Source organism: Kitasatospora sp. NPDC088346, from assembly GCF_044740765.1.
GTDB lineage: Bacteria > Actinomycetota > Actinomycetes > Streptomycetales > Streptomycetaceae > Kitasatospora.
This window is the reverse complement of the sequence record NZ_JBIURH010000039.1, coordinates 41,873-68,665: the sequence shown is the minus strand read 5'-3', so window position 1 is coordinate 68,665 and position 26,793 is coordinate 41,873. Positions and strand designations below refer to the sequence as shown.

The window sequence follows — 26,793 nt, the reverse complement described above, 5'->3', positions numbered from 1 at the left end:
GGTCAAAACCGTCTCGGTCAAGCGCGAGGGCCGTAAGTGGTTCGTCGTACTGGCCGCCGAGTAGGAGCAGCCGCCGCCGCTGCCCGCGACCGGCAGCGCGGTCGGCATCGACCTGGGCATTGCGAACTTCCTCGCCGACTCCAGCGGCGCCTTCGTACCGAACCCCCGGCACGGCCGGCGCGCCGCCGCGAGGCTGGAAGCCGCCCAGCAGGCACTGTCGCGGTTTCCGCGTCGCAAGGCCAGGGACCGCACCGCCAACCACCGGCGGGCGGTGGAGAAGGTCGCCGGGCTGCACGGCAGGGTACGCCGCCAGCGGCTCGACCACGCGCACAAGACCGCCCTCGACCTGGTTCGCGCGCACGACTTCATCGCGCACGAAGACCTCAAGATCCGCAACATGAACAAGGCCCCCGCTCCGAAGCCCGACCCCGAGAGGCTGGGCGCGTTCCTGGCCAACGGGGCTGCGGCCAAGGCCGGGCTCAACCGCTCGATAGCCGATGCCGGGTGGGGGTGTTCCTGACGATCCTGCACGCCAAGGCTGAGAGCGCCGGACGGGAAGTGATCGCCGTGGACCCCCGCGACACCTCCCGCGAGTGCCCCGAATGCGGGCACACCGCCAAGGAGAACCGACCCACACAGGAGAAGTTCCACTGCGTCAGCTGCGGCCACCATGCGCACGCCGACACCGTGGGAGCACGCAACGTTCTACGGGCCGGGCTGGTCCGTCGTCACGCCGACCAGGCGTAACGAGAAGCTCCCGGATCCATCCGGGGGAGGAGTCACGTTCACCAGCATCGAGGGGTGGGGTGGGGGCGGGCAGAGTGGGACTAGGTGATGCCGGCGTACAGCGGGCGGGTCAGCACCGTGATCAAGATCGACGACCGGGCCGGTGTGACCGGCGGGCTGAGGGCCAAGGTCGACTCGGTCGAGCGGCACCTGGCGGCCATCGAGGAACGGGAGGGCTGACGGCGCTCCGGCCCCCGGGCGGCGGTTTCAGAGGACGGTGAACCCGTCGTGGTCACCGGTGGCGGGGCCCCAGCTCTCCGACACCGACCCCACCCGCCCCGGGGTGTCGCCCGTCCGCAGCCAGGCCAGCAGCTGTTCGCAGTCCTCCTGCGGCCCCTCGGCCACCACCTCGACCCGCCCGTCCGGCAGGTTGCGGGCGTGGCCGGTCAGCGCGTCGGGCCCGGAGACCCGGGCCATCACGGACCAGCGGAATCCGACACCCTGGACGCGGCCGTCGACCACCGCGGTCAGCCGCACGCTCTCGGTCATGCGGCCACCGTACTGAACCGCCGGGGCGCCCGCCGGACGGACCGCCCGGCGGGCACCACGGCGGGCCGTCACGGCGCCCGGGTGTCCGCCGCCGGCGGCCGGTCGCCCTCGTCGCCCTCGTTGTCCTCCTCGTCGTCGCTGTCCGGCGCCTTGGCCCGGACGTCCGCCGGGGTGGGAGCCGTGATCGAGCGCTCCTCGGCGGACCGTTCGCGGGTCTCCTCGTCGGGCTGCGGGGTGTGCTCCTCGGATCCGGTCATGGCACCGTCCTCTTCTCGGGTCTCACAGGTCACACAGGGATGTCCGCACTCTTCGGGCTGCTCCGCGACGGTCCGCCCGGAGGGGCTCTCGGGCGGCTACCCGGCCCGTCCGTTTCCACACCGTTCGTCCCCGCACTGCCGGATCCTGCGCCGTCCGCGCCCGTGCCGGGCGGGTTCAGCCCGGCGAGCCGGTCGTCGCGGCGGCGGGCTGGTCGGTGTCGCCGTGCCAGGTCGGCCAGCCCAGCAGGTGCGGGCGTTCGGTGACCCACGCGCGCACGTCGGGCCCGATCTCTGCGCTGATCAGGCCCTCCAGCAGGGTGCTGTACCGGGCGACCAGCTCGCGGTGCCCGGGGTCGGCGGCGAGGTTGCGCAGCTCGGCCGGGTCCTCCTCGCGGTCGTAGAGCACGACGTCGTTCTGCGCGTACAGCGCCTCGGGACTGGTGGGCCGGTTCGGACCGAGCGGGGAGAAGTAGCGGCCGAAGGTGTAGCGGCGGTCGGTGTAACCGCGCAGGAAGCCGCGCTTGGACCAGTCCGGCCGCAGTTGCCCGGACTGGATCCGCCGGGGTGCCTCCGGGTCGGCGAACTCGAACCAGAACGACGCGTCCAGCGTGACGATCGACTCGACGGCGGTGAGCACCCCGTCGCGCACCGTTCCGCCGTCGAGCACGGGCACCAACGAGTGGCCCTTGAGGGCGGGGTGGCGTTCCGCGACCTCCGCCGCGGGTACGCCCGCGACCTCCAGCAGGGTCGGCGCGAGGTCGACGGCGGAGGCGAGCGCCTCGGTGCGCACACCACCGGGCGCGTCGGGGTGGCAGAGGACGAACGGGACGTGGAAGTTCTCGTCGTAGACCAGGCCGCCCTTCTGCCGCAGCCCGTGCGAGCCGGCCATCTCGCCGTGGTCGGAGGTGAACACCACGACCGTGCGATCGGCCTGCCCGGACGCCTCCAGCGCGTCCAGCACCAGGTCGATGCTGCGGTCCACGTCGCGGATGGCGTTGAGGTAGAAGTTGAGCCCGTCGTACCAGTGACGGTCGTCGGCCACCGGGCCGAAGACGGTGTCGAGCATCCGGGCGAACTCGGCCACCGCCGGTGCGGCTCCCGACAGGTCGTCACGCAGGCTGGCTGGCAGGTCGAGCTCCCAACGGCGCCGGTACACCGGGATGTCGGCGGCCGCCTTCTGCACCATGGCGTGGGCCAGTCCGAACGGCAGCTGGACCTGCGGCGAGCCCCCGTAGTCGAAGCTCATGATGTCGTGCGGGTTGACGAAGTTGACCGCCATGAACCACGGCTGGTCCGCCGCGACGACCGGCGCCCGGTTGCGCAGCCAGCGCACCGCCTGCCCGGCGATGACGGGATCGAGCTTGAGGCCGGCCCAGGCGCCGCCGTCGATGTCGCCCCAGTCGTTGAACTCGCTGAAGCCGTAGGGCTCCAGTGCGTCCGTGGTCGGGCCGGGACGCTCCGGGGTGAGGTACGCGTTGGAGAGGTGCCACTTGCCCTGGTAGGTGCAGTAGTAGCCGGCCGAGCGCAGCATCGTGCCGACCGTGCCGAGCGCGGGGTCGAGCGGCCGGATGTAGGGCATGTTGTCGTTGTCGTAGATCTCGGTGAACGGCAGGTGCTGCCCGGTGTAGATCACCGACCGGGCGGAACTGCACATCGCCGAAGCCGTGTAGTAGCGGTCGAAGCTCGTCCCGCGCTCCGCCAGCCGCTCCCGGGCGGGAAGCGTGTAGCCGGGCGGGCGGGGGATCGCGGCCCGCTCCTCGTCGGTGACGATCAGCAGGATGTTCGGAGGACGCGCCATGCTCACCTTGCCCCTTCGACAGCCGGTCGGGCCCGACCCTAAGCGCGGGGCGGGCACGGCCGGGACAGGACACGGCCGGGGACGGCCAAGCGGGTGAGCTACCCCGTGGCCTCCGCCACGAACGGGGGATGGCGGTCGGCGAGCTGCTGTTCGACCCATCGGAGCCGCGCCTCCAACGATGCGCGGCGGTCCGCGGGCGCGATCGACCGCAGGCCCGTCAGCAGGTCGCGCAGGCGCAGCAGCACCATCGGCGCGTCGACGGCGACCGGGAGCAGGTCGTCCACCGCGACCCGCAGGAAGCCCGCCCAGCCGGGCAGCAGGACCAGCAGCCGTACGACGCCCAGCGCGTCGGGGACCGACCGGCGGTCCAGGTCCGCGGTGACCAGCCGGCGCAGCAGCCCGTCGATGACGTCCAGGGCCTGGACGGCGGTCGCCGGGTCGTTGACCGCGGGGGACAGTGCGCGCAGTCCGGTGTCCGCGAGCAGGCGCAGGGCCAGCAGCGGATCCTGCCGGAAGGCCCGGTAGCGGCCCACGACCAGCGCGTCCGTCACCGTCTCGTCAGGCAGGGGGCCGCCCCGGACGTCCGCGACCGGATCGCCGTGCTGGATCGTGCTGCCGATGACGGCCCGCAGCTCCACGACGGCGTCGGCCGCGGCCGCGACGCGGACCAGCCCGTCCAGGTCGACCTGTTCGATCGTCGTGGTGCGGCCGCGCCACCGGACGGTGGAACTGACCGCCGCCGGCGCCACCGGGGCCGCGACAGCGGGACGGTCCGCGGGGAACAGCGCGTCGATCACCCGGTGACCCTGTGCACCGGTACCGGCCAGCACGTGCCCGAGCTGGATCGACCGGAAGGCCCGCAGCTGGAGACTGCGGACCAGGACGAGGGCGATGACGCTCAACAGCAGCACCGTCGCCGGGAGCGCCAGCGAGACGGTGGGGCGCGAGCCGATCGCCAGCAGCCCGGTGACGGTGAGCGAGAGCAGTCCGACGACGAGGGCGAACGTCCGCCACACCAGCGGGTCGGTCTGGAACAGTGCCAGCCGGGGGCTGTAGTTCCCCGCGGCCCACTGGGTGACCAGGAACAGCAGGGAGAAGATCAACGCCGTGACGCTCACCACGCCGAGCGCCACCACGCTCAGCACCTCGACGGTCCGGGCGGACGCCACCTGGGGCCCGCCGTCGATCCGCGGCAGCATCAGGCCCAGGACGAGCCCCACCGCCAGGCCCGTCAGCTGGGCGGCGCCGGAGCGGAGCCGACGGCGGGGGCGGACCACCCTCCCGGCGCTGCGGCGCGAAGCGAATCGTGCGGTCGGCGCACCCACGAACACACTCCAAGCTGTCGGCGTGGCGGCGGCCCCGTCACAGGAAATTCTTCGGTGCGACCGGGGGGCGGGTAGGGCGGGTGCCGGGTAACTGACCGGAAGATTTACTGTGCGTTCCGGAGCCGCCGGTCATGGAACCGCCCGTCCGGCGCGGGCGCTCCGATGACTCCCGGTCAGCGGCCCGCGCCGAGAACGGCGTCCGCGATCAGCCGGGCCACCGCCTCCGGCTGCTCCACCATCACCAGGTGCCCGCTGTCCGGGATCTCCCGCACCGTGACGGAGGCACAGGCCTCCAGGGCGGCGCGTTCGGCATCGGTCAGACCGATCTCGTCCCGGTCGCCGCGCACCACCCAGGCGCGGGACCCGGAGCCGCACAGTCGCGGTACCAGGGAGCCGTGCCGGTCCAGGTAGTCGAAGTACTCGGCCATGGCCCGTCGGCAGAACGGCGCCGAGTTCCGCTTCAGGTCGGCGAGCAGCGCGGGCCGCCGCCGCTCGGGAATGCTGTCCGCCAGCGCCTTCGGCGCCAGCCACAGCATCGCCGGCCACGCCAGCGAACCGAGGCCGGGCACCCGCGCGAGCGTTGTGGAGACCGCCAGCGCCTTGGACTCATCCGGCCGCGAGAAGGTGGGGGAGAGCAGCACCACCGGCCCCGTGAAGTGCCCGCCGCCCACCATCTCCATCGCGATGTTGGCGCCGATGCTGTGGCCGACCACCGCCGTGCAGCCGTGCTCGGCGGCGAAGGCCCCGGTGATGGCCGCGTAGTTCTCCATCGACACGTCCTCGGGCGCGACCGTCCCGGCGTGTCCCGGCACGGTCGCGGCCACCAGCCTGATCGGAGCCGTGGTGAGCGGCGGGGCGGCCATCATGTCCTCGTAGAAGGCCGTGCTGCACAGCCCGCCGGGCAGTAGCAACACCCGGTGCGGGGCGTCGGTCGGTCCGGACTCCCGGACGTCCCAGTGGTGGAACTGCGCGCTACCGCCCACGATTCGGCCTTCCCGTCCTGCCGGTTTTCCTTCCAGGCTCCCGTCCCGCCACCCGCCGGTCGGCGACCTTCGGCCGAACGCGGCATGTCGCCCGGGTGCCGGGTGCCGGGTGCCGGCGTCGCACGGGTCCGGCGAGCGAGCGGGAACCGTCACGGGACCCGGGGCGTCCGGAGACAGAGGTGATCATTTCGGGGGGTGGCATGGAGTCGGTGAACGTCCGGCGCGCGGTCGGCGGTTGTGTGCGGGTGCCGGCGGCCGTGGTCTTCGCCACGGTGGGGCTGCTGGTCGCGCAGAGCCGGGTGCGCGCGACGTGGAACTGGTGCCTCACCCAGGACCACGAGGCCGACGGCGGCGGCTTCCTGGCCCTGGTGTCCGTGTGGGCCGTCATGGTCGTCGTGCTGCTGGTGCTCGGCGCGGTGCTCGCCGAACTGCCGGGGAGCCATTGGTACCTGCTGCCCGCCCTGGCCGTGGCGGCGGCCGTCCTGAGCTGGCTGCACGTGGTCGGGATGGGTGCCCCGACCATGCTGCCGGGGCAGCCCGAGGAGGCGGCCTGCTGGTCCCGGCCGACCTTCCCCTTCCTCGGCTGAGGAAGGGAGAGGGGCCGGGGCCGGCCGCCGGACCGTTTCCCGTCAGCCTCCGAACCGGGCCCTGGCGGCGGGCGTGACCGGGGTGAAGAGGTTGACCAGGTTCCCGTCCGGGTCGCGCAGCAGCAGGGAGCGGTTGCCCCACGGCATGGTGGTCGGCGCGGTGACGAACTCCTCGCCGTGGGCGGCGAGGGCCGTGTGCAGGGCGTCGACGTCCTCGACGAGGAACTCGACGATGGCGCTGCGGTTGGCACCGCCCTCGGCGCAGCCCGGCGCGAACAGCGGGACGGTACGGGTGCTGCCGATGGCCAGGGTGGCGGGCCCGGCGGTGACCTCGGCGAAGTCCTCGGTTCTCCAGGTGGCGGGTGTGCCGGTGACGCGCTCGTAGAAGGCCACGAGGCGGGCGACGTTCTCGGTGATGAGGCGGATCGATACGAGGTTCACGGTCTCTCCCGGTGGGTGATCGGTGGGTCGTCTGGGGACGTGGGCCACGCTAGGACCGATACCGGACAGATTCCGCCCGGTATCCGCGCGACAATGGCCGCATGTCCAAACCGACGTCCCGCGTGCTCGCGCTGCTGGAACTCCTCCAGTCGGGCGGGGTGCGCACCGTCGCCGAGCTCGCGGACCGGCTCGGCGTGGACGAGCGCACGGTCCGCCGGTACGTGGGGCACCTGGTCGAGCTGGACGTCCCCGTGGACTCGGTACGCGGCCGGTACGGCGGATACCGCTTGGCGCCCGGCTACCGGATGCCCCCGCTGATGCTCGGCGACGACGAGGCCCTGGCCGTGGTGCTCGGGCTCGTCGCCGGGCGGCGCAGCGGGCTCGCGACGCCGGCGGGCCCGGCGGCCGAGACCGCACTCGCGAAGATCCGCCGGGTGCTGCCCCGGCGTCTGGCGGGCAGGTTGGACGCCGTCCTCGGATCGACGGCCTTCACCACGCCGCCGGCCGCCGCCGAGGTGGACGGTACGGTCCTGCTGACCCTCGCCGACGCCGTCCGCCACCGCTCGCCGGTCGAGATCGCCCACACCTCCGCCGCCGGCCGGCGCAGTCTGCGCACGGTCCACCCGTACGGGCTGGTCGTCCACTCCGGCACGTGGTACGTCACGGGGCTGGACACCGGGGTCGGCGAGGACCGCACCTTCCGGCTGGACCGCATCACGGAGGCCAGGAGCCGGCCCGGGAGCTTCGAGCCGCCCGGCGGGCCCGACCCGGCGCAGCGGGTGGTGGCCGGGTTCGCCGCGGCGGAGTACCGGCACCGGGTGGTCCTGCGGATCCGGGCGGGCGTCGACCGGATCCGCACCGGCTTCCCCGTCGGCGTCGCGACGGTGGAGGAGATCCCGACCGACACCGCCGCCGAGGCCCCCGCCCCCGCCGAAACCCGCGCCCCCGCCGAGGCCCCCGCCCCCGCTGTCTCCGACGCCGGTGCGGACGGCGCGGAGTCCGGGTGGTCACGGGTGGAACTCCGGGTCGAGCGGCTCGACTGGCTGCCCGCGGTGCTCGCCGCGATCGACCGCCCCTTCGTGATCGAGCAGCCGGACGAACTGCGCGCCCTGGTGCTCGGACTGGCCGACCGCCTGGCGGCGTCGGCGGGCCGACCGAGCAGGCCCGGGAAGCCGGGAAGCGCGGGACGCCGAGAGCCGCGAGACGGTGACGACCACGCCCGCCCTGCGGGTCCGTTCCGGGCCGGCGGAACGAAGTGATCACCCCTGTGACGACGCCCGACGGGCCTCAACTACCCTGACCGGAGCCACCTGGCCGATGTCCGACAACCGGGGCCGGTGACGGCGGGGGCCGGACGGCCGGGGCGGGGACAGGACGGATCGGGGAGCAGGGGAGCAGAGGAGCAGGGGTACGGGGGCGGCGGGGGAACCGCAACCACGGCTGGACACGTCGACATGCAGCAGGGGTTCGCCCCGCCGCGTTCAGGTCGGCCGGCCCGGCGGTGCGGTGCGGGGTTTCCGGCGGTGGGTTTCCGGCGGTGCGTGAACCGGTGACCCGACCGTGGGGTGTGGAGGACGGCCGCGGCGGCGACGTCGCGGCGTAGCGGAGTTGCGGTGCGTACCGGTGCCGCGAAGCAAGGAGCATGATGACCGTGGCGCTCGCCGCCGCCTGGAACCCGCTGGACTGGCCGCTGACGCACGGGCCGATCGCCTACGCCGTGCTGGCGGCCGGCTGGGGTTCGCTGCTGAGTCTCGCCGTGGCCCGCGGGCGGCGGTGGGCGCTGCGCCTGCTGCCCTGCGCGGTGGCCCTGGCCGTGGCCCTCACCCTGCTGGTGGACGTCGCCGTCGACGACTGGTGGCAGCCCTTCCCCGAGGGCCTGCCGCACGAGGTGACGGTGTGGATCGGCACCGCGATCCTCGGGCTGTCGCTCGCCGGGTTCCGGCTGCCCCGGCTGTCCCGGTGGCCCGGTCGGGCGCTCGTCGCGCTCGCCGCCGGGCTGGCGGTACTGATGGCGTCCTCGCAGGTCAACCGGCAGTTCGACCAGTACCCGACCGCACGGGTGCTGCTCGCGCCGTGGATCGGCAACACCGGGACCCTGAGCACCACGCACGCCGACCGTACGCTCGCGGCGCCGCCCGGCGGGACGCTGGCCGAGGTCTGGAACCCGCCCGCCGACCTGCCGGCCAAGGGCACCACGGCCAGCGTGCGGATACCCGGCCCGCGGTCGGACTTCAGGACCCGCGCGGGCTTCGTCTACCTGCCGCCCGCCTACCAGGCCACGCCGCGGCCGCTGCTGCCGGTGCTGGTCCTGCTGCCCGGCCAGCCCGGCGCGCCCGAGGACTGGATCAACTCGGGGGGACTCCAGGACATGATGGACACCTTCGCCGCCGCCCACCGGGGCCTGGCCCCGATCGTGGTCGTCGCCGATCCCACCGGCTCGGCGTGGGAGAACCAGCTCTGCATGGACTCCCGGATGGCCAAGGCGCAGACCTACCTCGCCCACGACGTGCCGGCCTGGGTGCGTTCGACCCTGCAGACCGCGACCGGCCGGCAGTCCTGGGCGGTGGCCGGCCTGTCCTTCGGCGGCACCTGCTCCCTGCAGCTCGCCCTGAACGCACCCGAGGTCTACGGGTCCTTCATCGACATCTCCGGCCAGCAGGAGCCGACCCTGGGCAGTCACGGCAAGAGCGTGAAGGAGGCCTTCGGCGGCGACGAGGAGGCCTTCGCCGCCGTCGACCCGGTGCACCTGATGGCCCGCAAGAAGTTCCCCGACACCGCCGGCGTCTTCGTGGTCGGCTCCAACGACCAGGACTTCCGCCCCCAGCAGGAGAAGGTGTACGCGGCCGCCGTGCAGGCGGACATGGCGGTGCAGTTCCAGCTCAAGCCGGGCTGGCACGACTGGACGGTGTTCCGGGCGGCCATCGGTGACAACCTGGTCTGGCTCTCCCAGCGCACCGGACTGATCGGATGAGCGCCCCGGCCACCACCCCGGCCGACGGCCCCGTCGACATGCGGGCGCCGGACGGCGACACCGTGTCCGGCGACATCGTGTCAGGCGGCACTCCGGCCGCCGCTCCCACCGGCCCTGCCGCGATGCCGGCCGGCCTCACCGCGTTGCCCGTCGATCCCGGCCCCGGCCCGAGCGACGGCCCGACCGCGCCGCCCCCCGAGCCGGTCCGCTCCCGTTGGTCCCGACAGGCCCGCCGGCTGCGCAGGGCGCCCCTGACCCTCAGCCTGCTCGCGGCCCTGTGGACCGTCGGCGCGGCCACCGGCACCCTCCGTCACGGCCCCTCGGGAAGGCTCCTGGACCTGGTCGGGGTCGGCCTGCCCACCCTGGACGCCGGCCGCTGGTGGACCCCCCTCACCTCGCTGCTCTGGTGCTCCGGCCTGAGCTCGTACGTCTTCACCAGCGGGCTGCTCCTGCTGGTCGGGCCGGTCGCCGAACGCAGGCTCGGCCGGCGCCGCAGCGTCCTGATACTGGTCACCGGTCAGGTCGTGGCCACCCTGCTGGGCAGCGCACTGGTACGCCTGGGGATCGCCGCGGGCGAGGGCTGGACCAAGGACATCACCGACCAGATCGCCACCGGCCCGGGCATCGGGCTGTTCGGGCTCGCCGCCGTCCTCGGATACCGCCTGACCGTCCTGTGGCGCCGCCGGATGCACCTGCTGGTGGTGCTCGTCCCGCTGGTCGCGACCCTCTACATCGGCCACCTGCAGAGCCTGCAGCGCTTCACCGCCGCCGTCGTCGGCCTCGCCGTCGGCGCCCTGCTGTACCCCCAGGCGCCCCACCGCGACCCCGGCGCGGAGACCGACGCCGGGCGCCGCCGCTTCCGGCTGCGCCGGCGCGGCCGGTCCTCGCACAACGAGACCCGGACCCTGGTCGCCCTGTGCCTGGTCGCGGCAGCCGTCGGGCCGCTGGTCGCCTCGCTGTACGACGACGCCATCGGCCCGTTCAACAGTCTCTCCGACCTCTACCTATCGCGCTCCTACGCGCCGGACGAGATAGCGGACCTCTGCTCGATCTCCGTCCACGAATGCGCCCGGGCGCACGCCGTCCAGGACTTCTTCGACTCGCCCGGTCGGCTGATGGCCGCCGCCGTCCCCGCGCTGCTGCTGGTGCTCGCGGAGGGACTGCGCCGCGGCCTGCGCCCGGCCTGGCGGATCACCGTCATCACCGAGCTGATCTGGATCTGCCTCCTGGCCCGGCTGCTCGCCGACGACCTCGCCGTGTCGCAGGACCCGGGCGACACCGCGGCCGTCGTGGAGTTCTTCGTCGAGGCCCTGCTGCTGCCCGTGCTGACCACCGCCCTCCTGATCCGCACCAGGCACCGCTTCCAGCTGCGGATGGGCCGCCGGGTGATCCGGCGCCTGGTCGGCGTCGTCGCGACCGCCCTGGTGCTCACCGCCACCGCCTACGTCGGGGTCGGCGGGCTGGTCCGTGAGCAGTTCGACTCGGCCGTCACCGCCGGCCGACTGGTCTCCGGGCTGCCCGCGGCCTACCTGCCGCCGGCCTACGGGGAACTGCTCGCCGACTATCCGATCGCCACCGGCCCGGTGGCCCGGCTGCTGGTCACCTACTGCGGACTGCTGTTCTGGACGGTGTCCCTGTCCGCGCTGCTGGTGGCCCTGCGCCGGCCGGTGGTGCACGTGGACGCCGAGGACGCCGCCCGCGCCCGGGCGCTGCTGACCGCCCACGGCGGCAGCACGCTGTCCTTCATCAGTACCTGGGACGGGAACCACTACTGGTTCGACGAGTCCGGCGAGGCGGCGGTGCCCTACCGGGTGCTGTCCACCGTCGCGCTGACCACCGGTGACCCGTTCGGCGCACCGGAGGCGAGGGTCCGGGCGGTCGCCGGGTTCGCCCGCTACTGCGACGCGCGCGGCTGGACCCCGTGCTTCTACAGCGTCACCCCCGAGATCCGTGACGCCGCCGCCGCACTGGGCTGGCGCTCCCTCCAGGTCGCCGAGGACACCGTGGTGGCGCTGCCGGAGCTGGCCTTCACCGGCAAGAAGTGGCAGGACATCAGGACGTCGCTGAACAAGGCGGGCAAACAGGGCGTCGTGGCCGAGTGGTGGACCTACCGGGACGCCCCCGCCGCGATCAAGGACCAGATCCGGTCCATCTCCGAGGAGTGGGTCTGCGACAAGGGCCTGCCGGAGATGGGCTTCACCCTCGGCGGCCTGGACGAACTGGAGGACCCGGCCGTCCGGGTGCTGATCGCCGTCGACCCGGAACGCCGGGTGCACGGGCTGACCAGCTGGATGCCCGTCTACGAGGACGGTCGACCGGTCGGCTGGACGCTGGACTTCATGCGACGCGGTTCCGACGGTTTCCGGGGCGTCATGGAGTTCCTGATCGCCTCCGCGGCGCTCGGCTTCAAGGAGGAGGGCGCCCGGTTCCTGTCCCTCTCCGGCGCGCCGCTGGCCCGTGCCGACCGGGGCGAGGACCCGACCTCCCTGCAACGGATGCTGGACTGGATGGGCCAGGTGCTGGAGCCGGTCTACGGCTTCCGCTCGCTGCTCGCCTTCAAGGCGAAGTTCCAGCCCGAGTACCGGCCGCTGTACATGGTCTACCCGGACCCGGCGGCGCTGCCCAGCATCACCCGCGCGATCGGCAAGGCCTACCTGCCGCACCTGACCCCGGCCCAGGGCGTGCGCCTGATGCGGAGGCTGTCGTCCTGAGGGCGTTCCCGGACGTCCGCCGCGGCCTCAGCCGGCCGCCCGGTCGTGGGCGGCCGCGGTCTCCCGGACGGCCGCGGCGACCGTGCGGAAGTCCTTCCGCAGGATCGCACCGTGGTTGCTCGCGACCTTCGCGCTCACCTCGATGTGCTCGTTGCGGGCGGTCACCGCGTCGAGGCTGGTGCGGATCCGCTCCTGCTCGTCGCCGCGGCTTCCGAGGGACGCCCCCGAGGCGACCACGTACCGCACGGGGACGGTGATCCCGTCCAGCACGGGGCCCAGTTCGCGCTCGCGGGAGATCCTGCCGAGCTCGATGTTGCTGTCCGCCATCTGGTCGGCGCTCATCCGCGGGGTGAGACCGGTCGGGCGCAGCAGGGGCATGAACCGGCCCCAACTCCGGAACTGCCTGCGGATCCGCTGCTCCATCGCCTCGTCGAGCCAGTCGTACGGGAACGCGCCGTCGACCAGGACGGCGCCCAGCGCGCGGCCGGGGTTGCGGCCGGCCCAGTGCGCCGCGACGAACGCCCCGTACGACCAGCCCACCAGCAGCGCCCGGTCGACGCCCCGGGCGGCGAGGACGGCGTCGACGTCCCGGACGGCGGCCGCGAAGGAGTAGTCCGCCGAGCGACCCGACGTGCGGCCCCGGCCCCGCTCGTCGTAGGTGATGTGCCGCCACCGCGGCCCCAGTTCGGCGATGGTCCGCCGCCAGTACCCCTGGGTGGCGAACTGGCCGTTGAGGTAGAGCACCGGGACACCGGCGCCGCCGCTGTCGGTGACGGCCAGGGCCGTGTCGTCGACCGGTACCGTGCCGGTCCACCGCGAGGTGGCCGGGGGAGTGCTGTGCATCGTCATGTCGTCCTCCTGTTGCGTCGGGCGGGAATCGGGGCGGCTCGCTCAGAGGCTGCGGGCGGTGATGTCGCCGTGGGAGGTGGTGGCGCGGATGTCGAGGCCGGTGCTGCCGTCGTTCCTGAGCGCGTTGCTGATGCGGCCCCGGCCGGTCTCGGCGTCCAGGGCCGCCGAGACGCCCGCGGCGGCGCCGACCGTGATGTCACCGGACCGGGTGCGCAGCACCACCGTGCCGCGCACCGCTTCGGTGATCCTGATGTCACCCCGCGCGGTGGCGATCTCCGCGGGGCCGTCGAGCCGGCCCACCTCGACGTCGCCGTCGACGGCGGTGAGCCGGATGCTCGCGGCCTCGTCGACCGCGATCCGGCGGTACGCACCCTCGAACACGAGGTCGCCGAGCCGGCCGACGACGCGCAGTTCGGATCCGGCGGCCCGGCCCTCGACGTGGGATCCGGCGGGCAGCCGGACGGTGACGTCCACCGCCCCGGAGGGGCCGAAGGGCTGGTTCCCGCTCGCGGTGCCGATCCGCAGGACGCCGTCGGCGAGCGCGACGGTGGTCTGCTCGGCGGCCCGGACGTCGCGGCCCTTGGCGGGGTCGGCGGGCGCGACCTCCACGGTGGTGTCGGCGCGGTCGGTGGCGATCAGCCGGACCCGCCCGGCGGGGATGTCCAGGACGGCGGAGACGGGGGTGGGGGTGTCGAAGGTCCGCATCGTGCTCTCCTTGGGTGCTTGTCGTTTCTGACATCGCAAACGCTACGTTGCATTTGCAAGTCGGGCAACATGCGTTCCGCAAGGAACTGCCACTAATGCAGGTGAGAGCGGTAAATTCGTTGCAACTGACTCCGAATCAATGCAACGGGGATCCCTGCGTGCGTTGCATTGGATTGAGAGTGAATGCTCCGTCGCGGGATGTCAGCTCGCTGTCGGCGACCTGTCGGAAGCTGCGCGGCGGGCGTCCGGTGACGCGCAGGACGGTGTCGGTGGTGCGGTCCTCGGCGCCGTCGGCGATGGCGAGGTCCATGTCGGCCAGCATCCCGGCGAAGTCCACGGGCATCTGCGCGGTCAGACGGTCGCGCATCTCGTCGCGCGTCAGGTGCTGGTGTACGACCGGGCGGCCGGTGGTGTCGGAGACGATGCGGGCGATGTCGTCGTAGCCGAGCGCCTGCGGTCCGGTCAGGATCAGATCGGTGTTGGGCGCCGGGTCGTCGGTGAGGGCGCGGACCGCCACGGCGGCGATGTCCCCGGCGTCGACGAAGCCGACCCGACCGCTGCCGGTCGCGGTCCGGACCACGCCCTCCTCGCGGATGGTGCGGGCGTGCACGTGTGCACCGGTGAAGTTCTGCATGAACCAGGACGGGCGCAGCACGGCCCACTCGTCGAACAGGCCGGGCAGCGCGTCGTGGACCGCCCCGACCGCCGGGCCGCCCCTCGGCACGGCCGAGGAGCTGAGCAGGACGGCGCGGCGCACGCCGGCGTCACGGGCCCGGCGGAGGAAGGGCAGCATGACCGCGGCCGGGTCGGGCTCGCCCGTCGGCGGCACCAGGTAGGCGCGGTCGCACCCGGCGAGGGCGCCGTCGAAGGTGGCGGGGTCGTACCAGTCGAGGCGTACCGGTTCCGTGCCCGGGAGTGCGGTGGCGGTGCGGCCGGCCGCCCTGACGCGGCGTCCGGCCGCGACCAGGAGTGCGGCGGTCCGGCTGCCGGTGGTTCCGGTGGCGCCGACGACCAGGGTGGCGGCGGGGCTGCTCATCGGGTGCTCCCTGCGGTGAAGTCGAGGCCGGGCTGTTGAACGGCGAGCGGGTTCCAGTAGTCGCGGTAGGAGGTGAAGCGTCCGTCCCGGACCGTCACGACGGCGATGTAGGTCATGTCGAAGGGGGAGCCGGTCTCGACCGGCGTGCCGACTCCGCGCATCTCCACCACGATCGTGCCGGGTTCGGTGGTCCGGTGGATCCGCAGGTCGGGGAAGTCGTGGAGGTCGATGTGGTCGGGGTAGTCGCGCATGTAGGCGGCGATGGCCTCCCGGCCGTCGAGTCGCCCGGGCCAGCCGGGTGGCGCGAACGGGAACTCCATGACGCCGTCCTCGGCCCACAGGCCGACCCAGGCGGGGATGTCCTTGTCGAGCAGCAGGCGCAGGCTTCGGCGGTACAGCTCGTCCGGTGGGGTGTCGGGGCATGCGGGCATGGGTGTCTCCGTCCGGTGCGTCCAGTACGATACGGACCAGTGGTCCGCTTCAGTGGGAAGATACGGACCGCTGGTCCGGATTGCAACTGGAGGTAGACATGCCGGAGCGCGCCCCGCGCAAGGACGCGGCCCGCAATCGGGCGGCCGCCCTCGCGGCCGCCGATGCGCTGTTCGCCGGCTCCCGCAGTCCCGGGGAGATCACCATGGCCGACATCGCGGCTGCGGCGGGGGTCGGCAAGGGCACCCTCTTCCGGGCCTTCGGCGACCGCACCGGACTCATCCGCGCCCTCTACGAGGCGCGACTCCAGCCGCTCTCGGACGCCGTCGAGGACGGCCCGCCGCCGCTGGGGCCGGCCACCCCGCCGGTGGAGCGCCTACCGGCCCTGCTCGACGCCCTCCTCTGCTTCAAGCTCGACAACCGCCACCTGGCGATGGCCCTGGAGGGCACGGGGGCCGACAGTCCCTACCGCACCGCGTACTACGAACGCTGGCACGCCCTGCTCGCGGAGCTCTTGCAGGGCGTTCGCGGGATGACCGGCCACGACTTCACCGCCCACGCCCTGCTCGCGGCCACCCGGGCCGACCTGGTCGAACACCTGGCGGGCGCGCAGCACGTCACCCGGGACGAGCTGCGCGCCCGGCTGGCCGACCACACCGCGCGGATCACCGGCACCGTCGCGCCGCGCGAGACCCCCTGAGGTCGGGTCAGGCCAGGGCCGCCGCCACCAGGCGGGCCGTCTCCGCGACCAGCGGTTCGTCCGCCGGTGCGGCGGGGTCGTGCCGGGTGGACAGCACGGCCAGCACGATCGGGCCCCGCCCCGGGGGCCAGGCGATGCCCACGTCGTTGGTGGTGCCGTAGCCGCCGGTGCCGGTCTTGTCCGCGACGGTCCAGCCCTGCGGGAGTCCGGCGCGGAAGCGGTTGCCGCTGGTGGTGTTGCCCAGCAGCCAACCCGTCAGCCGCTCGCGGTCCGGTGCGTCGAGGGCGTCCCCCAGGGTGAGCCGGGCGTAGGTGCGGCCGAGCGCGCGGGGGCTCGACGTGTCGCTCTCGCGTCCCGGCTCCGCGGAGTTCAGTGCCGGCTCCCACCGGTCCAGCCTGGTCACCCGGTCCCCGAGGGACCGGCAGAAGCGGGTGACCGCGTCGGGGCCGCCGAGCTCGCGCAGCAGCAGGTTGGCCGCGGCGTTGTCACTGTGGTCGATGGCGGCCGCGCACAGGCTCGCGACCGTCATGCCACCGGTCAGGTTCTCCGGCAGGCCCGTGATCGGCGCGTAGCCCGACTCCGTGACGTCCCGGTCGGTGTACCTGATGCGGGAGGCGAGGAACTCCCCGTCCCGGTCGAGGTCCCGCAGCACCGCGGCCACGGCGATGGTCTTGAAGGTCGAGCAGAACGGGAACGGTTCGTCCGCGCGGTAGTGGACGGTCCGGCCGGTGACGGTGTCGCAGGCGAAGACCCCCAGGCGTGCGGAGTGCGCCCGCTCCAACGCGCGCAACCGGCCCTCGATGCGTTCCTGGCCCTCGATCGGTTCCTGACCCGCGCCGCCCTGCCGGCCTGCGCCGCCCTCGCCGCCCGGGGCCTGCGCGAAGGCCCTCCCGGCGGGGGTGGCGGCGGTCAGGGCCGTCGCGGCGACTCCGGTGAGAACCCCGCGCCGACTCGGATGCACTGTCATGACCACGTCCCTCTGTTCGTGCGGCCGCCGGGTGCGGCAGCCGTCCCTTTCGGGTCGTTCGGACCCGCTCATCCCTTGTGGGGACGTGGGGGCGGGCGGGGCCGTTCCCGAATCGGTCGGGCGATCGAGGGCGGGCTGACCGGCCGTCAGGTGCCGGTGCGACGGTCGAGGCCGTCGAGCAGGAGCCGCAGGCCGTACTCGAAGCGGTCGTCCGGGGTGCGGGCGGCCCAGTGGCGGATGGCCGTGCCGATGGCCGGGTAGTCGCCGGTGGCGGCGGTGTCCGGGGTCGGGGTGCGGTCGGTGGTGGCGAGCTGGTGCTCCCGGCTCTGTTCCTCGATGACGTGGCCGAGGACGTAGTCCTGGATGGTGAAGAAGGCCAGCGCGGTCTCCGTCTCCGGCACCCCGGCGGCGGCCAGGGCGTGCACGGCGGCCTCGCCGAAGCCGAGGGTGTTGGGCCGGCGGACGTACGTGCCGGACAGCACCCGGGCGCCGTCCCGGCGGGTGAGCAGGGCCCGCCGCAGTCGCCGGGCGAGTTCCGCCGTCCGCTCGCGCGGCGGCAGCGCGGGGTCCACGTCGGCGACGCCGCTCATGATCTCCTCGGCGATCGCCTCCAGCAGCGCCTGCTTGTCGCGGTAGTGCCAGTACAGGGCGCTGGGGCCGACGCCCAGGGACGTGGCGAGGCGGCGCATGGTGAGCCCGTCCAGGCCGTCCTGGTCGAGCAGGCCGAGGGCTCCGGCGAGCACGTCCTCGCGGTGCAGGCGCACGCGGATCTCCTTGCTGGGCGGGCGGGTTGGGCCGCCTTCGAGGCCCTGGTCACCCGCGTTGACACGCCGTTGAGCCTACCCTAACCTGAACACCGTTCTACTAGAACACTGTTCAGGTTTGGAGCCGACATGCCCATGCCCGCCTCCCCGCGCGACCCCTCCGCGGCCTCCCCGCCCGCCGTGCCGTCGCCCCGCATCCAGCCACCCGCCACCCGGCCACCCGTCACCGCGCCGCCCGCGGACCCGCCGCGCCTGCTGCGGCCCGGCCGGCCCGTCGCCGCGGCGGTGGCGATCGCCTGCGCCGCGTCGTTCATGGTCGTCACGGACGGCGCCATCGTGAACGTGGCCCTGCCCGCCATGAGCACCGACCTCGGACTCGGATCCGCCGCCGCCCGCTGGGTGGTGGACGCCTACCTGCTGGTGCTCGGCGGCTTCACGCTGCTCGCGGCCCGCGCCGGCGACCTCTTCGGCCGCCGGGCCACCCTCCGAGCGGGCCTGGTGCTGTTCACCGCCGCCAGTGCCCTCGGCGGCCTGGCCGGCAGCGGCCAGGCCCTGATCGCCGCCCGCGCCGCCCAGGGGCTGGGGGCCTCGGCCCTGGCGACCTCGACCCTCGGCGTCGTCCTCGCCGCCACCGCCGACCGGCCGGAGCTACGTCGGCGCGCCATGTCGGCCTGGGCCGCGTCGAGTTCGTCGGCCGCCGCACTCGGCGTGCTGCTCGGCGGTGTCCTCACCCAGCACGCCGGCTGGCGTTGGGTGATGTACGTCAACGTGCCCGCCGGCATCGCGCTGCTGGTCGCCGTCCACCTGTGCCTCCAGCCCGCCGGCGCCCGCGGCGCCGTCGGCCGCCTCGACCTGCCCGGGGCCCTCGTCTCCACCACCGGCGTCGGCCTGCTGCTCTTCGGCGTCACCCGTGGCGGCGAGCACGGCTGGATGTCCCCCTCCACCCTCACCGCCCTCCTCGCGGCGGCCCTGCTGCTCGGCGCGTTCGTCCGCATCGAGGCCCGCAGCGCCCACCCGCTGGTCCGCCTGCCGGTCTTCCGGCTGCCCGGCGTGCCGGCCGGGAACCTCGTCGTGCTGCTGCTCGGCAGCAGCCTGACGGCGTCGCTCTTCCTCGTCTCCCAACTGACGCAGCAGGTCCTCGGCTACTCCGCCCAGCAGGCCGGCCTGGCGATGCTGCCGATGGGCGCCTGCCTGGCCACCGCCGCGCTGCTCTCCCGCCGCCTGCTGGACGCCGGCGCGCGCCGACTGCCGCTGTACGGAGGCACCGTGGCGGCGGCCGGGCTGCTGTGGCTCGCCGTGCTCCCGGGCGACGCCCGCTACGCCGTCGACCTGCTCGGCCCGCTGCTGCTGACCGGGTCCGGCCTCGGCCTGATGCTGGTGTCCGCCACCACCGCGGCCACCGCCGCCGTGCCGCCCGCCGAGGCCGGTCTCGCCTCGGGACTGCTCAACACCTCCCGCCAACTGGGCGGCGCCCTCGGCCTCGCCCTGCTCGGCGCCATCGCCCAGTCCGTCACCGGAACGGCCGCCGGCACCGACTCCGGTACGGCCGCCAGGGCCGCCGCCGACCTCCTGCACGGCACCCACGCGGCGCTGCTCGCCGCCGCGGCGCTCAGCCTGCTGGGCGCGCTCACCTCCCTGCTGCTGCCCGGCACCAGGACCCGAACCCGCAGGTGAGCCCACCGACCCCCACCGACCCCCACCACCCCCTGAACCCGCCTCAACGCCCGCCCGGAGAACAGCCCATGAACACCGGTACGCACTACCCGGTCCTCGTCGTCGGCGGCGGCATCGTCGGCCTGACCGCCTCCCTCGCGCTCTCCCACCACGGGGTGCCCTCGCTCCTGGTCGAGGCCCACCCCGGCACCCACGACCACCCGCGCGCCCGCAGCCTCAACGCCCGCGCGATGGAGATCTACCGCGAACTCGGTGTCGCGGACGCCGTCCGCGCGGCCGGCGCCCCGCTGGCCCGCGCCGAGGGGCTCCACCGCGGCCCCGACCTCGCCACCGCCCTCGCCGCCGTCCCGCGGCGGCCGGACTCCGACGACCGGCCCGGGAACGGCATCTTCGCCCCCGCCGCGATGGCTCGCTGGAGCCCCACCACCGGCCGCCGCGCCACCCTCGACGCCGTCGAGCCCGTCCTGCTGGCGGCGGCCCGCCGCCGACCGGCCGAGATCCGCTTCGGCACCCGGCGCACCGGCCTCCGGCACGGCGCCGACCACCTCGCCGTCGACCTGACGGACACGGCCACCGGCGCCACCCGGACCGTCACCGCCGACTACCTGATCGCCGCGGACGGCGCGGGCGGCGCGCTGCGCCACGAGCTGGACATCCCCTCGACGTACGGCACCAGCCACGGGCACCAGCTCAACATCCTCTTCCGTGCGGACCTCGAACAGCTCGTCCGGGGAAGGGAGTTCAGTGTTGTCCTGATCTCGCTTCCCGGGGTCCGGGGGATGCTCACCGCCATCGACGCCCGCACCCGCTGGGCCTTCCACCTGCGCTACGACCCGGCCGTGGAGAGCCCCGCCGACTACCCGCCCGCGCGGTGCGGGCAGATCCTGCGGGACGTCCTGGGGGTGCCCGGCGCCGAGCCCGAGGTGGTCAGCGTGCTGCCCTGGGAGGCCCGCGAACGCACGCTCGACCGCCTGCGCGCGGGCCGGGTGTTCTTCGCCGGGGACGCGGCCCACCAGATGCCCCCGGCCGGTGCCCGCGGCGCCAGCACCGGCATCGCCGACGTCCACAACCTCGTCTGGAAGCTCGCCGCCGTCCTCGACGGCCGGGCGGACGAGAGCCTGCTGGACACCTACCAGGACGAGCGCCACCCCGCCGCCGTCCACGCCGTCGCCGCCTCCGGCGCCAACGCCCGGGCCATGACCCCGGGCAGCCCCTCGGCCGACCCCGACTGGACCGCCCCCGCCGACCACGGTCTCGGCGACCGCTACCGCTCGGCCGCCGTCCTCGCCGGCGACGGGGACCGCGCGGCCCCGGCCGCCGCCGAGCTCGACGGCAGTCCCGGCACCCGCCTGCCGCACGCCTGGACCGACGCCCGCCGGACGCGCTCCACCCTCGACCTGCCCGCCGGCGACTGGATCCTCCTCGGTCCGCCCGACTGGCGCCGCGCCGCCGACACCGCCGGCCTGCGCCACGCCGACCCCGGACCCGAGTTCGCCGCGCTCGCCGGGACCGCCACCGGTGGCGCCGTCCTGGTCCGCCCCGACGGTCACATCGCCTGGCGTTCGGCCGCCCCGACCACCACCGACCCCGCCGCCACCGAGCCCGCGGGTCCGTCCGTGGCCCTCGGCGCGGCTTTGAGCCGGCTGCCGTTGCGTCCCTGTCCGCCGGCGGGCCGCCGCTGACCGGACCCGCCGTCGACTCGGGCCGGTGCTGGCCGACTTCGGGCCGAAATCCGCGAACCGGGCGCGCACGACCCGGGGCGAACCGTAGCCTGATGGACATACAGGACCCGGGAGTTGATGTGGACCCCATCTCCGCTGCACTGCTGATCGGCCTGGCGACGGGCGTCGGGGGCGAAGCCGGGAGGGACGCGCTGGCACTCCTGGGCGCCCTGGTGAGGCGGCCGTTCCGCCGCTCGGAGGACCCGCGGGCGGCGGCCGTCGGTTCGGGTGAGGCCGAGGTCGCGGCGCTGGAGGCCGCGCCGGACGGCGCCGCCGCCCGGTCCGCCGCGCAGTCCCTGCGGACGGCGCTCGCCGAGCGGGCGGCGGTGGACCCGGACTTCCGCACCGCACTCCAGGAGTGGCACCGGCATGCGGAGGCCGTCCAGGCCGGTGGTGGCGGCGTGCACAACGCCATCAGCGGCGGCACCTTCCAGGCGCCCGTCGTCCAGGGGCGGAACATCTCCGGATTCACCTTCGGCCTGCCGCCGGCCGCGCCCGAGACCGACCAGCCGGGCTGAGGGGTCCGTCCGGACCAGCCGGTGGACGGCCTCAACCGGTCTTCGACGAACGGCGACTGAGGATCGCGGCCCGCCGTTCGTCGAACCGGCGGGCCTGCCCGTCGAGGCCGTCGAGGAACAGCCCCAGCTCCTGCTGCGCCCGGAGCCCCTCGGGGCCGAGGCCACCGATCTCCAGGATCCCGAGGTGGCGCAGGACGGGCTGGAGCACGTCGTCGTGGTGGACGCGCAGGTTGTAGACGCCACCGAGGGCGATCCGGGCGGCGGCGCGCTCGAAGCCGGGCATGCCGTGGCCGGGCATCCGGAAGCCGGTCACCACCTCCTTGACGGCCGACAGGGCCTGGTCGGGCGCGAGTTCGAGCGCGGCGGCGAGCAGGTTGCGGTAGAAGAGCATGTGCAGGTTCTCGTCGTTGGCGACCTGCGCCAGCATCCGGTCGCAGACCGGATCGCCGGACTCGTGGCCGGTGTTGCGGTGGGAGACCCGGGTGGCCAGCTCCTGGAAGGCGACGTAGGCCACCGTGTGCAGCGGCGAGTGCCGGTTGTCGGAGACGAAGCCGGTCCGTGCGTGGGCCATCCGGGCCCGTTCCAGGGCGACCGGGTCCACGGCGCGCGAGGCGAGCAGGTAGTCGCGCAGCACGGTGGAGTGCCGGGCCTCCTCCGCCGTCCACTGGTGCACCCAGGTGCCCCAGGCGCCGTCACGTCCGAAGAGGGTGGCGATCTCGTGGTGGTAGCTCGGCAGGTTGTCCTCGGTCAACAGGTTCACCACCAGCGAGACCCGGCCCACCTCGGTCAGTGGCGACTGCTCCGGTGACCACGGCTCACCGCCCAGCGGGCCGTCGAAGTCCCGGCCCCGGCTCCACGGCACGTACTCGTGCGGCATCCACTCCCGGAAGACCCGCAGATGGCGGTCGAGTTCCCGTTCGACCACCTCCTCCAGGGCCTGGAGCAGTCGGACGTCGCTCAACCGGGGGCGGGAGGGGATGTTGTGCACGGTGGTCAACTCTCGGGACGGACGAACCTACGGTTCCGTAGGCAGCCCCACCGTAGGAAGCTCCCGCGGCGGGTGTCTGGGGCCGTTCGGCCCTGTCGGCGGTGACCGTCGGCCCTGTCCGCCGCCCGCCCGTAGGGGTGCGCGGCGGGATCCGTCAAGGGCCGTTCGGCCCTCGTCCGGTAGGCCGAACAGGCCCTGGATTCACGCGGGATGACGCATCGTTAGGCTACGGACCATGGAGATCACCAGGACCAGTGACTACGACCGGCTGCTCGCTCGGCACCACGCGATGCGCCTGCGCCGGCAGATCCTCGCGCCCTCGACGGCCCCCGGACCGGCCGGGCCGGGGGCCGTCGGCGACGGCGGCGGCGGAGGCGGAGGCGGCGGAGGCTACGAGGGCGGTTGCGACGGTGGCCGGGACCAGCGGACCATCCTGCGGCACCTGGATCTGGTGACCCCGTTCGACGGCCTCATCGCGCAGCTCTACGACGCGATGTTCCGGCGCCGGCCCTACATGCGGCGGCTGTTCCCCGCGTCGATGGCGTTCCAGCAGGAACACCTCGCAAGGATGTTCACCTACCTGATCGAGAACCTGCACCGCCCCGACCACCTGACCGCCGTGCTGGAACAGCTCGGCCGCGACCACCGCAAGCTCGGCGTGTGGCCGGCGCACTACGGGGCGTTCGAGGAGGCGTTGCGCGAGGCCCTGCGCGGGCGCGCCGGACACGGGTGGACCGCGCAGGCGGAGCAGGCGTGGCTGCGGATGCTGCGCTTCGCCGTGCGGGCGATGGTCGGCGGGGCCGAGTCCGCGATGACCGAACCTCCGTACTGGCACGGCCTGGTGGTCGCGCACGAGCGGCGCGCGTCGGACCTCGCGGTGCTGTACGTCCGGACCGGCGAGGAGTACCCGTACCGGGCCGGCCAGTACGCGAGTCTGGAATCGCCGCTGCTGCCGCACACCTGGCGGCAGTACTCGGTGGCGTGCGCCCCGCGGGCGGACCACGTGCTGGAGTTCCACGTCCGCCGGTCCGGTCCCGGTGGGGTGAGCGAGGCGTTGGTGGACGGCACCGGGGTCGGTGACTCGCTGCGGCTCGGCCCCCCGCGCGGGACGCTGACGCCGGACGGCGACCCGCGCGACCTGCTGCTGGTCGCGCAGGACACCGGTGCGGCCCCGATGAAGGCGATCCTGGAGGACCTGTCGGGCGGTCGCCGGGCACGCGGGCAGCGGGTGCGGCTGTACGTCGGGGCGGGCAGCCGGGCCGACCTGTACGAGTGGGACACGCTGGCCGCCCTGGGCGCCGCCAGGCCGTGGCTCGACCTGGCCCCCGTGCTGCCCGTGGCCCCGGCCGCGACGGCGGACCTGGCCGGTGCGCTGGAGGGCCGGGACTGGTCCGAGCACTCCGCCTTCGTCAGCGGGCCGCCCGCGGTGCTCGACGCGGTACGGGCCCGGCTGCTGGCCTCCGGGATGCCCGCCGAGCGGATCCGTCAGGACCCGGCCGCCGGGCACGGCCGCGGGTGAGGCCGCTCCGCGGCGCCGCACCCGCCCACCGCACCGCGCGGCGGGGTGGGCCGTTCGGCCCTGTCGCCGGCCCCGCACGCGTCAGCAGAGTGGCACCCATGACCGCCATGGAGTGCGACGAGGTGATGCTGACCGTCCGGATCACCACGGCCGAGCTGACGCTGCTGCGTCGGCTCGCCCTCGGCCATCGCAGCGACGTGTCCGAGGTGGTCACCGACGCGTTGCTGGACATCCTGCCGACCGTCCTCGACCCGGTCGGCGCGCACCGGCTGGTGGCCCGGTCCGCGCGGCCCGCGCCGTGCGCGCTGACGGTCTGGCTGCCGGCCGCGCCCGCCGACCTGCTGCTGCCCGCGGGGGTGAGGATCGCCCAGCTCACCGGGGTCCGGCCGGCCTCGTCCTGTGCGGTGCTCGGTGCGGCGCTCCGGCTCTGGCTCGCGCAGGACCCGCGGCGGCTGGCGGCCGGCCTCGGCGTCATGCACGAGGTCCGGCCGGTCGCCCTGGCCGCCGGCTGAGCGAACCGGGCGCCCGAGTCCGTTCAGGCGCAGTGGTCTTGCACGGTCCGCCGCTTCGTCGAGGACGCGTCCGCACGACCCCCGCGGGCACCAGGGACGGCTCGGGCCGGTCGGCGGGGGCCACCGGGACCAACGGCCCTAGGTCGGCCCGCCCGCCGCTGCTGATCATGGAACGCCGCCTGGGGACGGCGGTGCGTCGGTGTCCGTCCGCCGCAACCCCCGTGCGGCCGTGCCGAGTTCAGTCGACGAGAAGGAGGGCGGCCAGTGGCTGCCAGCGAGACGCAGGTGGAGACGGCCGGGGCCGGGGGGCCCGGAGGGCGGACCGGGCCGCCGAGGGCCGGTTCGTCCCTGGTGAGGCTGCTGACCACGACCGACCACAAGACGATCGGCACGATGTACCTGGTGTCGGCGTTCGGGTTCTTCCTGATCGGTGGTCTGCTGGCGCTGGTGATGCGGGCCGAGCTGGCCCGTCCCGGGACGCAGATCCTGTCGAACGAGCAGTTCAACCAGGCGTTCACGATGCACGGCTCGATCATGCTGCTGCTGTTCGCCATGCCGCTGTTCGTCGGCTTCGCGAACTGGATCATGCCGCTCCAGATCGGCGCGCCCGACGTGGCCTTCCCCCGGCTGAACATGCTGGCCTACTGGCTGTTCATGTTCGGCTCGCTGATCGCGGCGGGCGGCTTCCTCACCCCCGGCGGTGCCGCCGACTTCGGCTGGTTCCTGTACGCGCCGCTGTCCGACGGGGTCCACTCACCCGGCGTCGGCGCCGACATGTGGATCATGGGTGTGGCGCTGTCCGGGTTCGGCAGCATCCTCGGTGCGGTCAACTTCATCACGACCATCATCTGCATGCGTGCGCCCGGCCTGACGATGTTCCGGATGTCGATCTTCGCCTGGAACGTCCTGCTGACCTCGGTGCTGGTGCTGCTGGTCTTCCCGGTCCTCGCCGCCGCGCTCTTCGCGCTGGAGGCGGACCGCAAGTTCGGAGCACACGTCTTCGATCCGGCCAACGGCGGTGCGATGCTCTGGCAGCACCTGTTCTGGTTCTTCGGCCACCCCGAGGTCTACATCCTGGCCCTGCCGTTCTTCGGCATCGTCTCGGAGATCATCCCGGTCTTCAGCCGCAAGCCGATGTTCGGCTACTCCGGCCTGATCGCGGCCACCATCGCGATCGCCGGCCTGTCCGTGACGGTGTGGGCCCACCACATGTACGTCACCGGCCAGGTGCTGCTGCCGTTCTTCTCCTTCATGACCTTCCTGATCGCCGTCCCGACCGGTGTGAAGTTCTTCAACTGGGTCGGCACCATGTGGAAGGGCTCGCTGAGCTTCGAGACCCCGATGCTCTGGACGGTCGGCTTCCTGGTCACCTTCCTCTTCGGCGGCCTGACGGGCGTCCTGCTGGCGGCCCCGCCGCTCGACTTCCACGTCTCCGACTCGTACTTCGTCGTCGCCCACTTCCACTACACGCTGTTCGGCACGGTGGTGTACGCGATGTTCGCCGGCTTCCACTTCTGGTGGCCCAAGATGACGGGCAGGATGCTGGACGAGCGCCTCGGCAAGATCTGCTTCTGGACGCTCACCCTGGGCTTCCACACCACCTTCCTGGTGCAGCACTGGCTCGGCGCCGAGGGCATGCCCCGCCGGTACGCCGACTACCTGGCCTCGGACGGCTTCACCACGCTGAACACCGTCTCGACCATCGGCTCGTTCCTGCTCGGCCTGTCGATCCTGCCGTTCCTCTACAACGTCTGGAAGACCGCCAGGTACGGCGAGAAGGTCGACGTCGACGACCCGTGGGGCTGGGGCCGCTCGTTGGAGTGGGCGACCTCCTGCCCGCCGCCGCGGCACAACTTCCGTACGCTGCCCCGGATCCGCTCCGAGTCGCCGGCCTTCGACCTGCACCACCCCGAGATCGCCGCCCGCGACCACCTGGAGCACCACGGCGAGCCGGCCAAGCACCTCGCCGGGGTGGTCCCGGCGCAGTACGACACCCCGCGGCGCGGGAAGGTCCGGACGGACGCCGGCGGCAGCTGACGGCACGGTCCCCGCGTGCCGTCCCC

Annotated in this window: 25 protein-coding genes and 1 pseudogene; 13 read left to right on the top strand and 13 right to left on the bottom strand. The window is 73.9% G+C overall.

Features of this window, described 5'->3' with window-relative positions; translation table 11 throughout:
* A pseudogene (locus ACIOFR_RS32560) lies at nucleotides 1–747 on the top strand (RNA-guided endonuclease InsQ/TnpB family protein); the annotation flags it as partial.
* Nucleotides 748–834: 87 nt separating this feature from the next.
* On the top strand, nucleotides 835–966 hold the full coding sequence (locus ACIOFR_RS32555; protein WP_401002845.1) for a hypothetical protein: 132 nt from the start codon (nucleotides 835–837) through the stop codon (nucleotides 964–966).
* A 27-nt stretch (nucleotides 967–993) separates the two neighbouring features.
* Here ACIOFR_RS32555 and ACIOFR_RS32550 read toward each other — a convergent pair whose 3' ends face one another.
* The 5 genes from ACIOFR_RS32550 to ACIOFR_RS32530 form a co-directional block, all read right to left on the bottom strand.
* Nucleotides 994–1,275 carry an acylphosphatase gene (locus ACIOFR_RS32550; RefSeq protein WP_401002844.1) on the bottom strand — a complete coding sequence of 94 codons (282 nt, stop codon included), beginning with the start codon at nucleotides 1,273–1,275 and terminating at the stop codon, nucleotides 994–996.
* Nucleotides 1,276–1,343: 68 nt separating this feature from the next.
* Nucleotides 1,344–1,532, bottom strand: a complete 189-nt coding sequence (locus ACIOFR_RS32545) for a hypothetical protein (RefSeq protein ID WP_401002843.1) — start codon at nucleotides 1,530–1,532, stop codon at nucleotides 1,344–1,346.
* A 175-nt stretch (nucleotides 1,533–1,707) separates the two neighbouring features.
* Nucleotides 1,708–3,330 (bottom strand): sulfatase-like hydrolase/transferase, encoded by a 1,623-nt coding sequence (locus tag ACIOFR_RS32540; RefSeq protein WP_401002842.1) that lies wholly within the window; start codon nucleotides 3,328–3,330, stop codon nucleotides 1,708–1,710.
* A 98-nt stretch (nucleotides 3,331–3,428) separates the two neighbouring features.
* Nucleotides 3,429–4,607 (bottom strand): DUF2254 family protein, encoded by a 1,179-nt coding sequence (locus ACIOFR_RS32535; protein ID WP_401002841.1) that lies wholly within the window; start codon nucleotides 4,605–4,607, stop codon nucleotides 3,429–3,431.
* Nucleotides 4,608–4,828: 221 nt separating this feature from the next.
* Nucleotides 4,829–5,638 (bottom strand): alpha/beta fold hydrolase, encoded by an 810-nt coding sequence (locus ACIOFR_RS32530; RefSeq protein ID WP_401002840.1) that lies wholly within the window; start codon nucleotides 5,636–5,638, stop codon nucleotides 4,829–4,831.
* Nucleotides 5,639–5,838: 200 nt separating this feature from the next.
* On the opposite strand from ACIOFR_RS32530, the gene ACIOFR_RS32525 reads away from it, so the two are divergent.
* Entirely contained in the window at nucleotides 5,839–6,225 is a 387-nt protein-coding gene (locus ACIOFR_RS32525; RefSeq protein ID WP_401002839.1) for a hypothetical protein, read from the top strand.
* Between the two features lie 42 nt (nucleotides 6,226–6,267).
* Here the strand turns inward: ACIOFR_RS32525 and ACIOFR_RS32520 are convergent, their stop codons facing one another.
* Nucleotides 6,268–6,666, bottom strand: coding sequence for a VOC family protein (locus ACIOFR_RS32520; protein WP_401002838.1), 399 nt, complete (start codon nucleotides 6,664–6,666; stop codon nucleotides 6,268–6,270).
* A 101-nt stretch (nucleotides 6,667–6,767) separates the two neighbouring features.
* Between ACIOFR_RS32520 and ACIOFR_RS32515 the strand changes: the two genes are divergently transcribed.
* The 3 genes from ACIOFR_RS32515 (at nucleotide 6,768) to ACIOFR_RS32505 (ending at nucleotide 12,348) form a co-directional block, all read left to right on the top strand.
* Nucleotides 6,768–7,925 (top strand): helix-turn-helix transcriptional regulator, encoded by a 1,158-nt coding sequence (locus tag ACIOFR_RS32515; RefSeq protein ID WP_401002837.1) that lies wholly within the window; start codon nucleotides 6,768–6,770, stop codon nucleotides 7,923–7,925.
* A 386-nt stretch (nucleotides 7,926–8,311) separates the two neighbouring features.
* Complete coding sequence (locus ACIOFR_RS32510) at nucleotides 8,312–9,637, top strand: alpha/beta hydrolase (protein WP_401002836.1); 1,326 nt, start codon at nucleotides 8,312–8,314, stop codon at nucleotides 9,635–9,637.
* Entirely contained in the window at nucleotides 9,634–12,348 is a 2,715-nt protein-coding gene (locus ACIOFR_RS32505) for a phosphatidylglycerol lysyltransferase domain-containing protein (RefSeq protein WP_401002835.1), read from the top strand. The genes ACIOFR_RS32510 and ACIOFR_RS32505 overlap by 4 nt, the downstream gene beginning before the upstream one ends.
* A 27-nt stretch (nucleotides 12,349–12,375) precedes the next feature.
* On the opposite strand, the gene ACIOFR_RS32500 is transcribed toward ACIOFR_RS32505, so the two are convergent.
* The 4 genes from ACIOFR_RS32500 to ACIOFR_RS32485 form a co-directional block, all read right to left on the bottom strand.
* Nucleotides 12,376–13,197 carry an alpha/beta fold hydrolase gene (locus ACIOFR_RS32500; RefSeq protein ID WP_401002834.1) on the bottom strand — a complete coding sequence of 274 codons (822 nt, stop codon included), beginning with the start codon at nucleotides 13,195–13,197 and terminating at the stop codon, nucleotides 12,376–12,378.
* Nucleotides 13,198–13,239: 42 nt separating this feature from the next.
* Nucleotides 13,240–13,902 carry a DUF4097 family beta strand repeat-containing protein gene (locus ACIOFR_RS32495; RefSeq protein ID WP_401002833.1) on the bottom strand — a complete coding sequence of 221 codons (663 nt, stop codon included), beginning with the start codon at nucleotides 13,900–13,902 and terminating at the stop codon, nucleotides 13,240–13,242.
* A gap of 136 nt (nucleotides 13,903–14,038) precedes the next feature.
* Nucleotides 14,039–14,938: an NAD(P)H-binding protein gene (locus tag ACIOFR_RS32490; RefSeq protein ID WP_401002832.1), complete on the bottom strand. Its 900-nt coding sequence runs from the start codon at nucleotides 14,936–14,938 to the stop codon at nucleotides 14,039–14,041.
* The gene (locus tag ACIOFR_RS32485; RefSeq protein ID WP_401002831.1) at nucleotides 14,935–15,369 is read right to left on the bottom strand and encodes a nuclear transport factor 2 family protein; all 435 of its coding nucleotides are present in this window, start codon (nucleotides 15,367–15,369) and stop codon (nucleotides 14,935–14,937) included. The genes ACIOFR_RS32490 and ACIOFR_RS32485 overlap by 4 nt, the downstream gene beginning before the upstream one ends.
* 98 nt (nucleotides 15,370–15,467) lie before the next feature.
* On the opposite strand from ACIOFR_RS32485, the gene ACIOFR_RS32480 reads away from it, so the two are divergent.
* Nucleotides 15,468–16,067, top strand: coding sequence for a TetR/AcrR family transcriptional regulator (locus ACIOFR_RS32480; protein WP_401002830.1), 600 nt, complete (start codon nucleotides 15,468–15,470; stop codon nucleotides 16,065–16,067).
* Nucleotides 16,068–16,074: 7 nt separating this feature from the next.
* On the opposite strand, the gene bla is transcribed toward ACIOFR_RS32480, so the two are convergent.
* Both bla and ACIOFR_RS32470 read right to left on the bottom strand, forming a co-directional pair.
* The gene (bla, locus tag ACIOFR_RS32475; protein WP_401002829.1) at nucleotides 16,075–17,034 is read right to left on the bottom strand and encodes a class A beta-lactamase; all 960 of its coding nucleotides are present in this window, start codon (nucleotides 17,032–17,034) and stop codon (nucleotides 16,075–16,077) included.
* 146 nt (nucleotides 17,035–17,180) lie between these two features.
* On the bottom strand, nucleotides 17,181–17,798 hold the full coding sequence (locus ACIOFR_RS32470) for a TetR/AcrR family transcriptional regulator C-terminal domain-containing protein (protein WP_401002828.1): 618 nt from the start codon (nucleotides 17,796–17,798) through the stop codon (nucleotides 17,181–17,183).
* A 129-nt stretch (nucleotides 17,799–17,927) separates the two neighbouring features.
* Between ACIOFR_RS32470 and ACIOFR_RS32465 the strand changes: the two genes are divergently transcribed.
* From ACIOFR_RS32465 to ACIOFR_RS32455, 3 genes are all read left to right on the top strand, one after another.
* The gene (locus tag ACIOFR_RS32465; protein WP_401002827.1) at nucleotides 17,928–19,472 is read left to right on the top strand and encodes an MFS transporter; all 1,545 of its coding nucleotides are present in this window, start codon (nucleotides 17,928–17,930) and stop codon (nucleotides 19,470–19,472) included.
* Between the two features lie 68 nt (nucleotides 19,473–19,540).
* Nucleotides 19,541–21,154 carry an FAD-dependent monooxygenase gene (locus ACIOFR_RS32460; RefSeq protein ID WP_401002826.1) on the top strand — a complete coding sequence of 538 codons (1,614 nt, stop codon included), beginning with the start codon at nucleotides 19,541–19,543 and terminating at the stop codon, nucleotides 21,152–21,154.
* A gap of 92 nt (nucleotides 21,155–21,246) precedes the next feature.
* The gene (locus ACIOFR_RS32455; protein ID WP_401002825.1) at nucleotides 21,247–21,711 is read left to right on the top strand and encodes a hypothetical protein; all 465 of its coding nucleotides are present in this window, start codon (nucleotides 21,247–21,249) and stop codon (nucleotides 21,709–21,711) included.
* Between the two features lie 31 nt (nucleotides 21,712–21,742).
* Here the strand turns inward: ACIOFR_RS32455 and ACIOFR_RS32450 are convergent, their stop codons facing one another.
* Complete coding sequence (locus ACIOFR_RS32450; RefSeq protein ID WP_401002824.1) at nucleotides 21,743–22,699, bottom strand: acyl-ACP desaturase; 957 nt, start codon at nucleotides 22,697–22,699, stop codon at nucleotides 21,743–21,745.
* Nucleotides 22,700–22,934: 235 nt separating this feature from the next.
* Between ACIOFR_RS32450 and ACIOFR_RS32445 the strand changes: the two genes are divergently transcribed.
* The 3 genes from ACIOFR_RS32445 (at nucleotide 22,935) to ctaD (ending at nucleotide 26,767) form a co-directional block, all read left to right on the top strand.
* Nucleotides 22,935–24,218: a globin domain-containing protein gene (locus tag ACIOFR_RS32445; protein ID WP_401002823.1), complete on the top strand. Its 1,284-nt coding sequence runs from the start codon at nucleotides 22,935–22,937 to the stop codon at nucleotides 24,216–24,218.
* A gap of 98 nt (nucleotides 24,219–24,316) precedes the next feature.
* Entirely contained in the window at nucleotides 24,317–24,730 is a 414-nt protein-coding gene (locus tag ACIOFR_RS32440) for a hypothetical protein (RefSeq protein WP_401002822.1), read from the top strand.
* A gap of 351 nt (nucleotides 24,731–25,081) precedes the next feature.
* Entirely contained in the window at nucleotides 25,082–26,767 is a 1,686-nt protein-coding gene (ctaD, locus tag ACIOFR_RS32435) for a cytochrome c oxidase subunit I (RefSeq protein WP_401002847.1), read from the top strand.
* Nucleotides 26,768–26,793: the final 26 nt, after the last annotated feature.

What these genes read in the sequence shown, in the direction of transcription:
- ACIOFR_RS32515 (WP_401002837.1), top strand. Translation starts at nt 6,768, where the DNA reads ATGTCCAAACCGACGTCCCGCGTGCTCGCGCTGCTGGAACTCCTCCAG.
- ACIOFR_RS32500 (WP_401002834.1), bottom strand. Translation starts at nt 13,197, where the DNA reads ATGACGATGCACAGCACTCCCCCGGCCACCTCGCGGTGGACCGGCACG.
- ACIOFR_RS32465 (WP_401002827.1), top strand. Translation starts at nt 17,928, where the DNA reads ATGCCCATGCCCGCCTCCCCGCGCGACCCCTCCGCGGCCTCCCCGCCC.
- ACIOFR_RS32490 (WP_401002832.1), bottom strand. Translation starts at nt 14,938, where the DNA reads ATGAGCAGCCCCGCCGCCACCCTGGTCGTCGGCGCCACCGGAACCACC.
- ACIOFR_RS32480 (WP_401002830.1), top strand. Translation starts at nt 15,468, where the DNA reads ATGCCGGAGCGCGCCCCGCGCAAGGACGCGGCCCGCAATCGGGCGGCC.
- ACIOFR_RS32545 (WP_401002843.1), bottom strand. Translation starts at nt 1,532, where the DNA reads ATGACCGGATCCGAGGAGCACACCCCGCAGCCCGACGAGGAGACCCGC.
- ACIOFR_RS32540 (WP_401002842.1), bottom strand. Translation starts at nt 3,330, where the DNA reads ATGGCGCGTCCTCCGAACATCCTGCTGATCGTCACCGACGAGGAGCGG.
- ACIOFR_RS32460 (WP_401002826.1), top strand. Translation starts at nt 19,541, where the DNA reads ATGAACACCGGTACGCACTACCCGGTCCTCGTCGTCGGCGGCGGCATC.
- ACIOFR_RS32510 (WP_401002836.1), top strand. Translation starts at nt 8,312, where the DNA reads ATGACCGTGGCGCTCGCCGCCGCCTGGAACCCGCTGGACTGGCCGCTG.
- bla (WP_401002829.1), bottom strand. Translation starts at nt 17,034, where the DNA reads ATGACAGTGCATCCGAGTCGGCGCGGGGTTCTCACCGGAGTCGCCGCG.
- ACIOFR_RS32525 (WP_401002839.1), top strand. Translation starts at nt 5,839, where the DNA reads ATGGAGTCGGTGAACGTCCGGCGCGCGGTCGGCGGTTGTGTGCGGGTG.
- ACIOFR_RS32445 (WP_401002823.1), top strand. Translation starts at nt 22,935, where the DNA reads ATGGAGATCACCAGGACCAGTGACTACGACCGGCTGCTCGCTCGGCAC.
- ACIOFR_RS32555 (WP_401002845.1), top strand. Translation starts at nt 835, where the DNA reads ATGCCGGCGTACAGCGGGCGGGTCAGCACCGTGATCAAGATCGACGAC.
- ACIOFR_RS32440 (WP_401002822.1), top strand. Translation starts at nt 24,317, where the DNA reads ATGACCGCCATGGAGTGCGACGAGGTGATGCTGACCGTCCGGATCACC.
- ACIOFR_RS32485 (WP_401002831.1), bottom strand. Translation starts at nt 15,369, where the DNA reads ATGCCCGCATGCCCCGACACCCCACCGGACGAGCTGTACCGCCGAAGC.
- ACIOFR_RS32495 (WP_401002833.1), bottom strand. Translation starts at nt 13,902, where the DNA reads ATGCGGACCTTCGACACCCCCACCCCCGTCTCCGCCGTCCTGGACATC.
- ACIOFR_RS32505 (WP_401002835.1), top strand. Translation starts at nt 9,634, where the DNA reads ATGAGCGCCCCGGCCACCACCCCGGCCGACGGCCCCGTCGACATGCGG.
- ACIOFR_RS32455 (WP_401002825.1), top strand. Translation starts at nt 21,247, where the DNA reads ATGGACATACAGGACCCGGGAGTTGATGTGGACCCCATCTCCGCTGCA.
- ACIOFR_RS32550 (WP_401002844.1), bottom strand. Translation starts at nt 1,275, where the DNA reads ATGACCGAGAGCGTGCGGCTGACCGCGGTGGTCGACGGCCGCGTCCAG.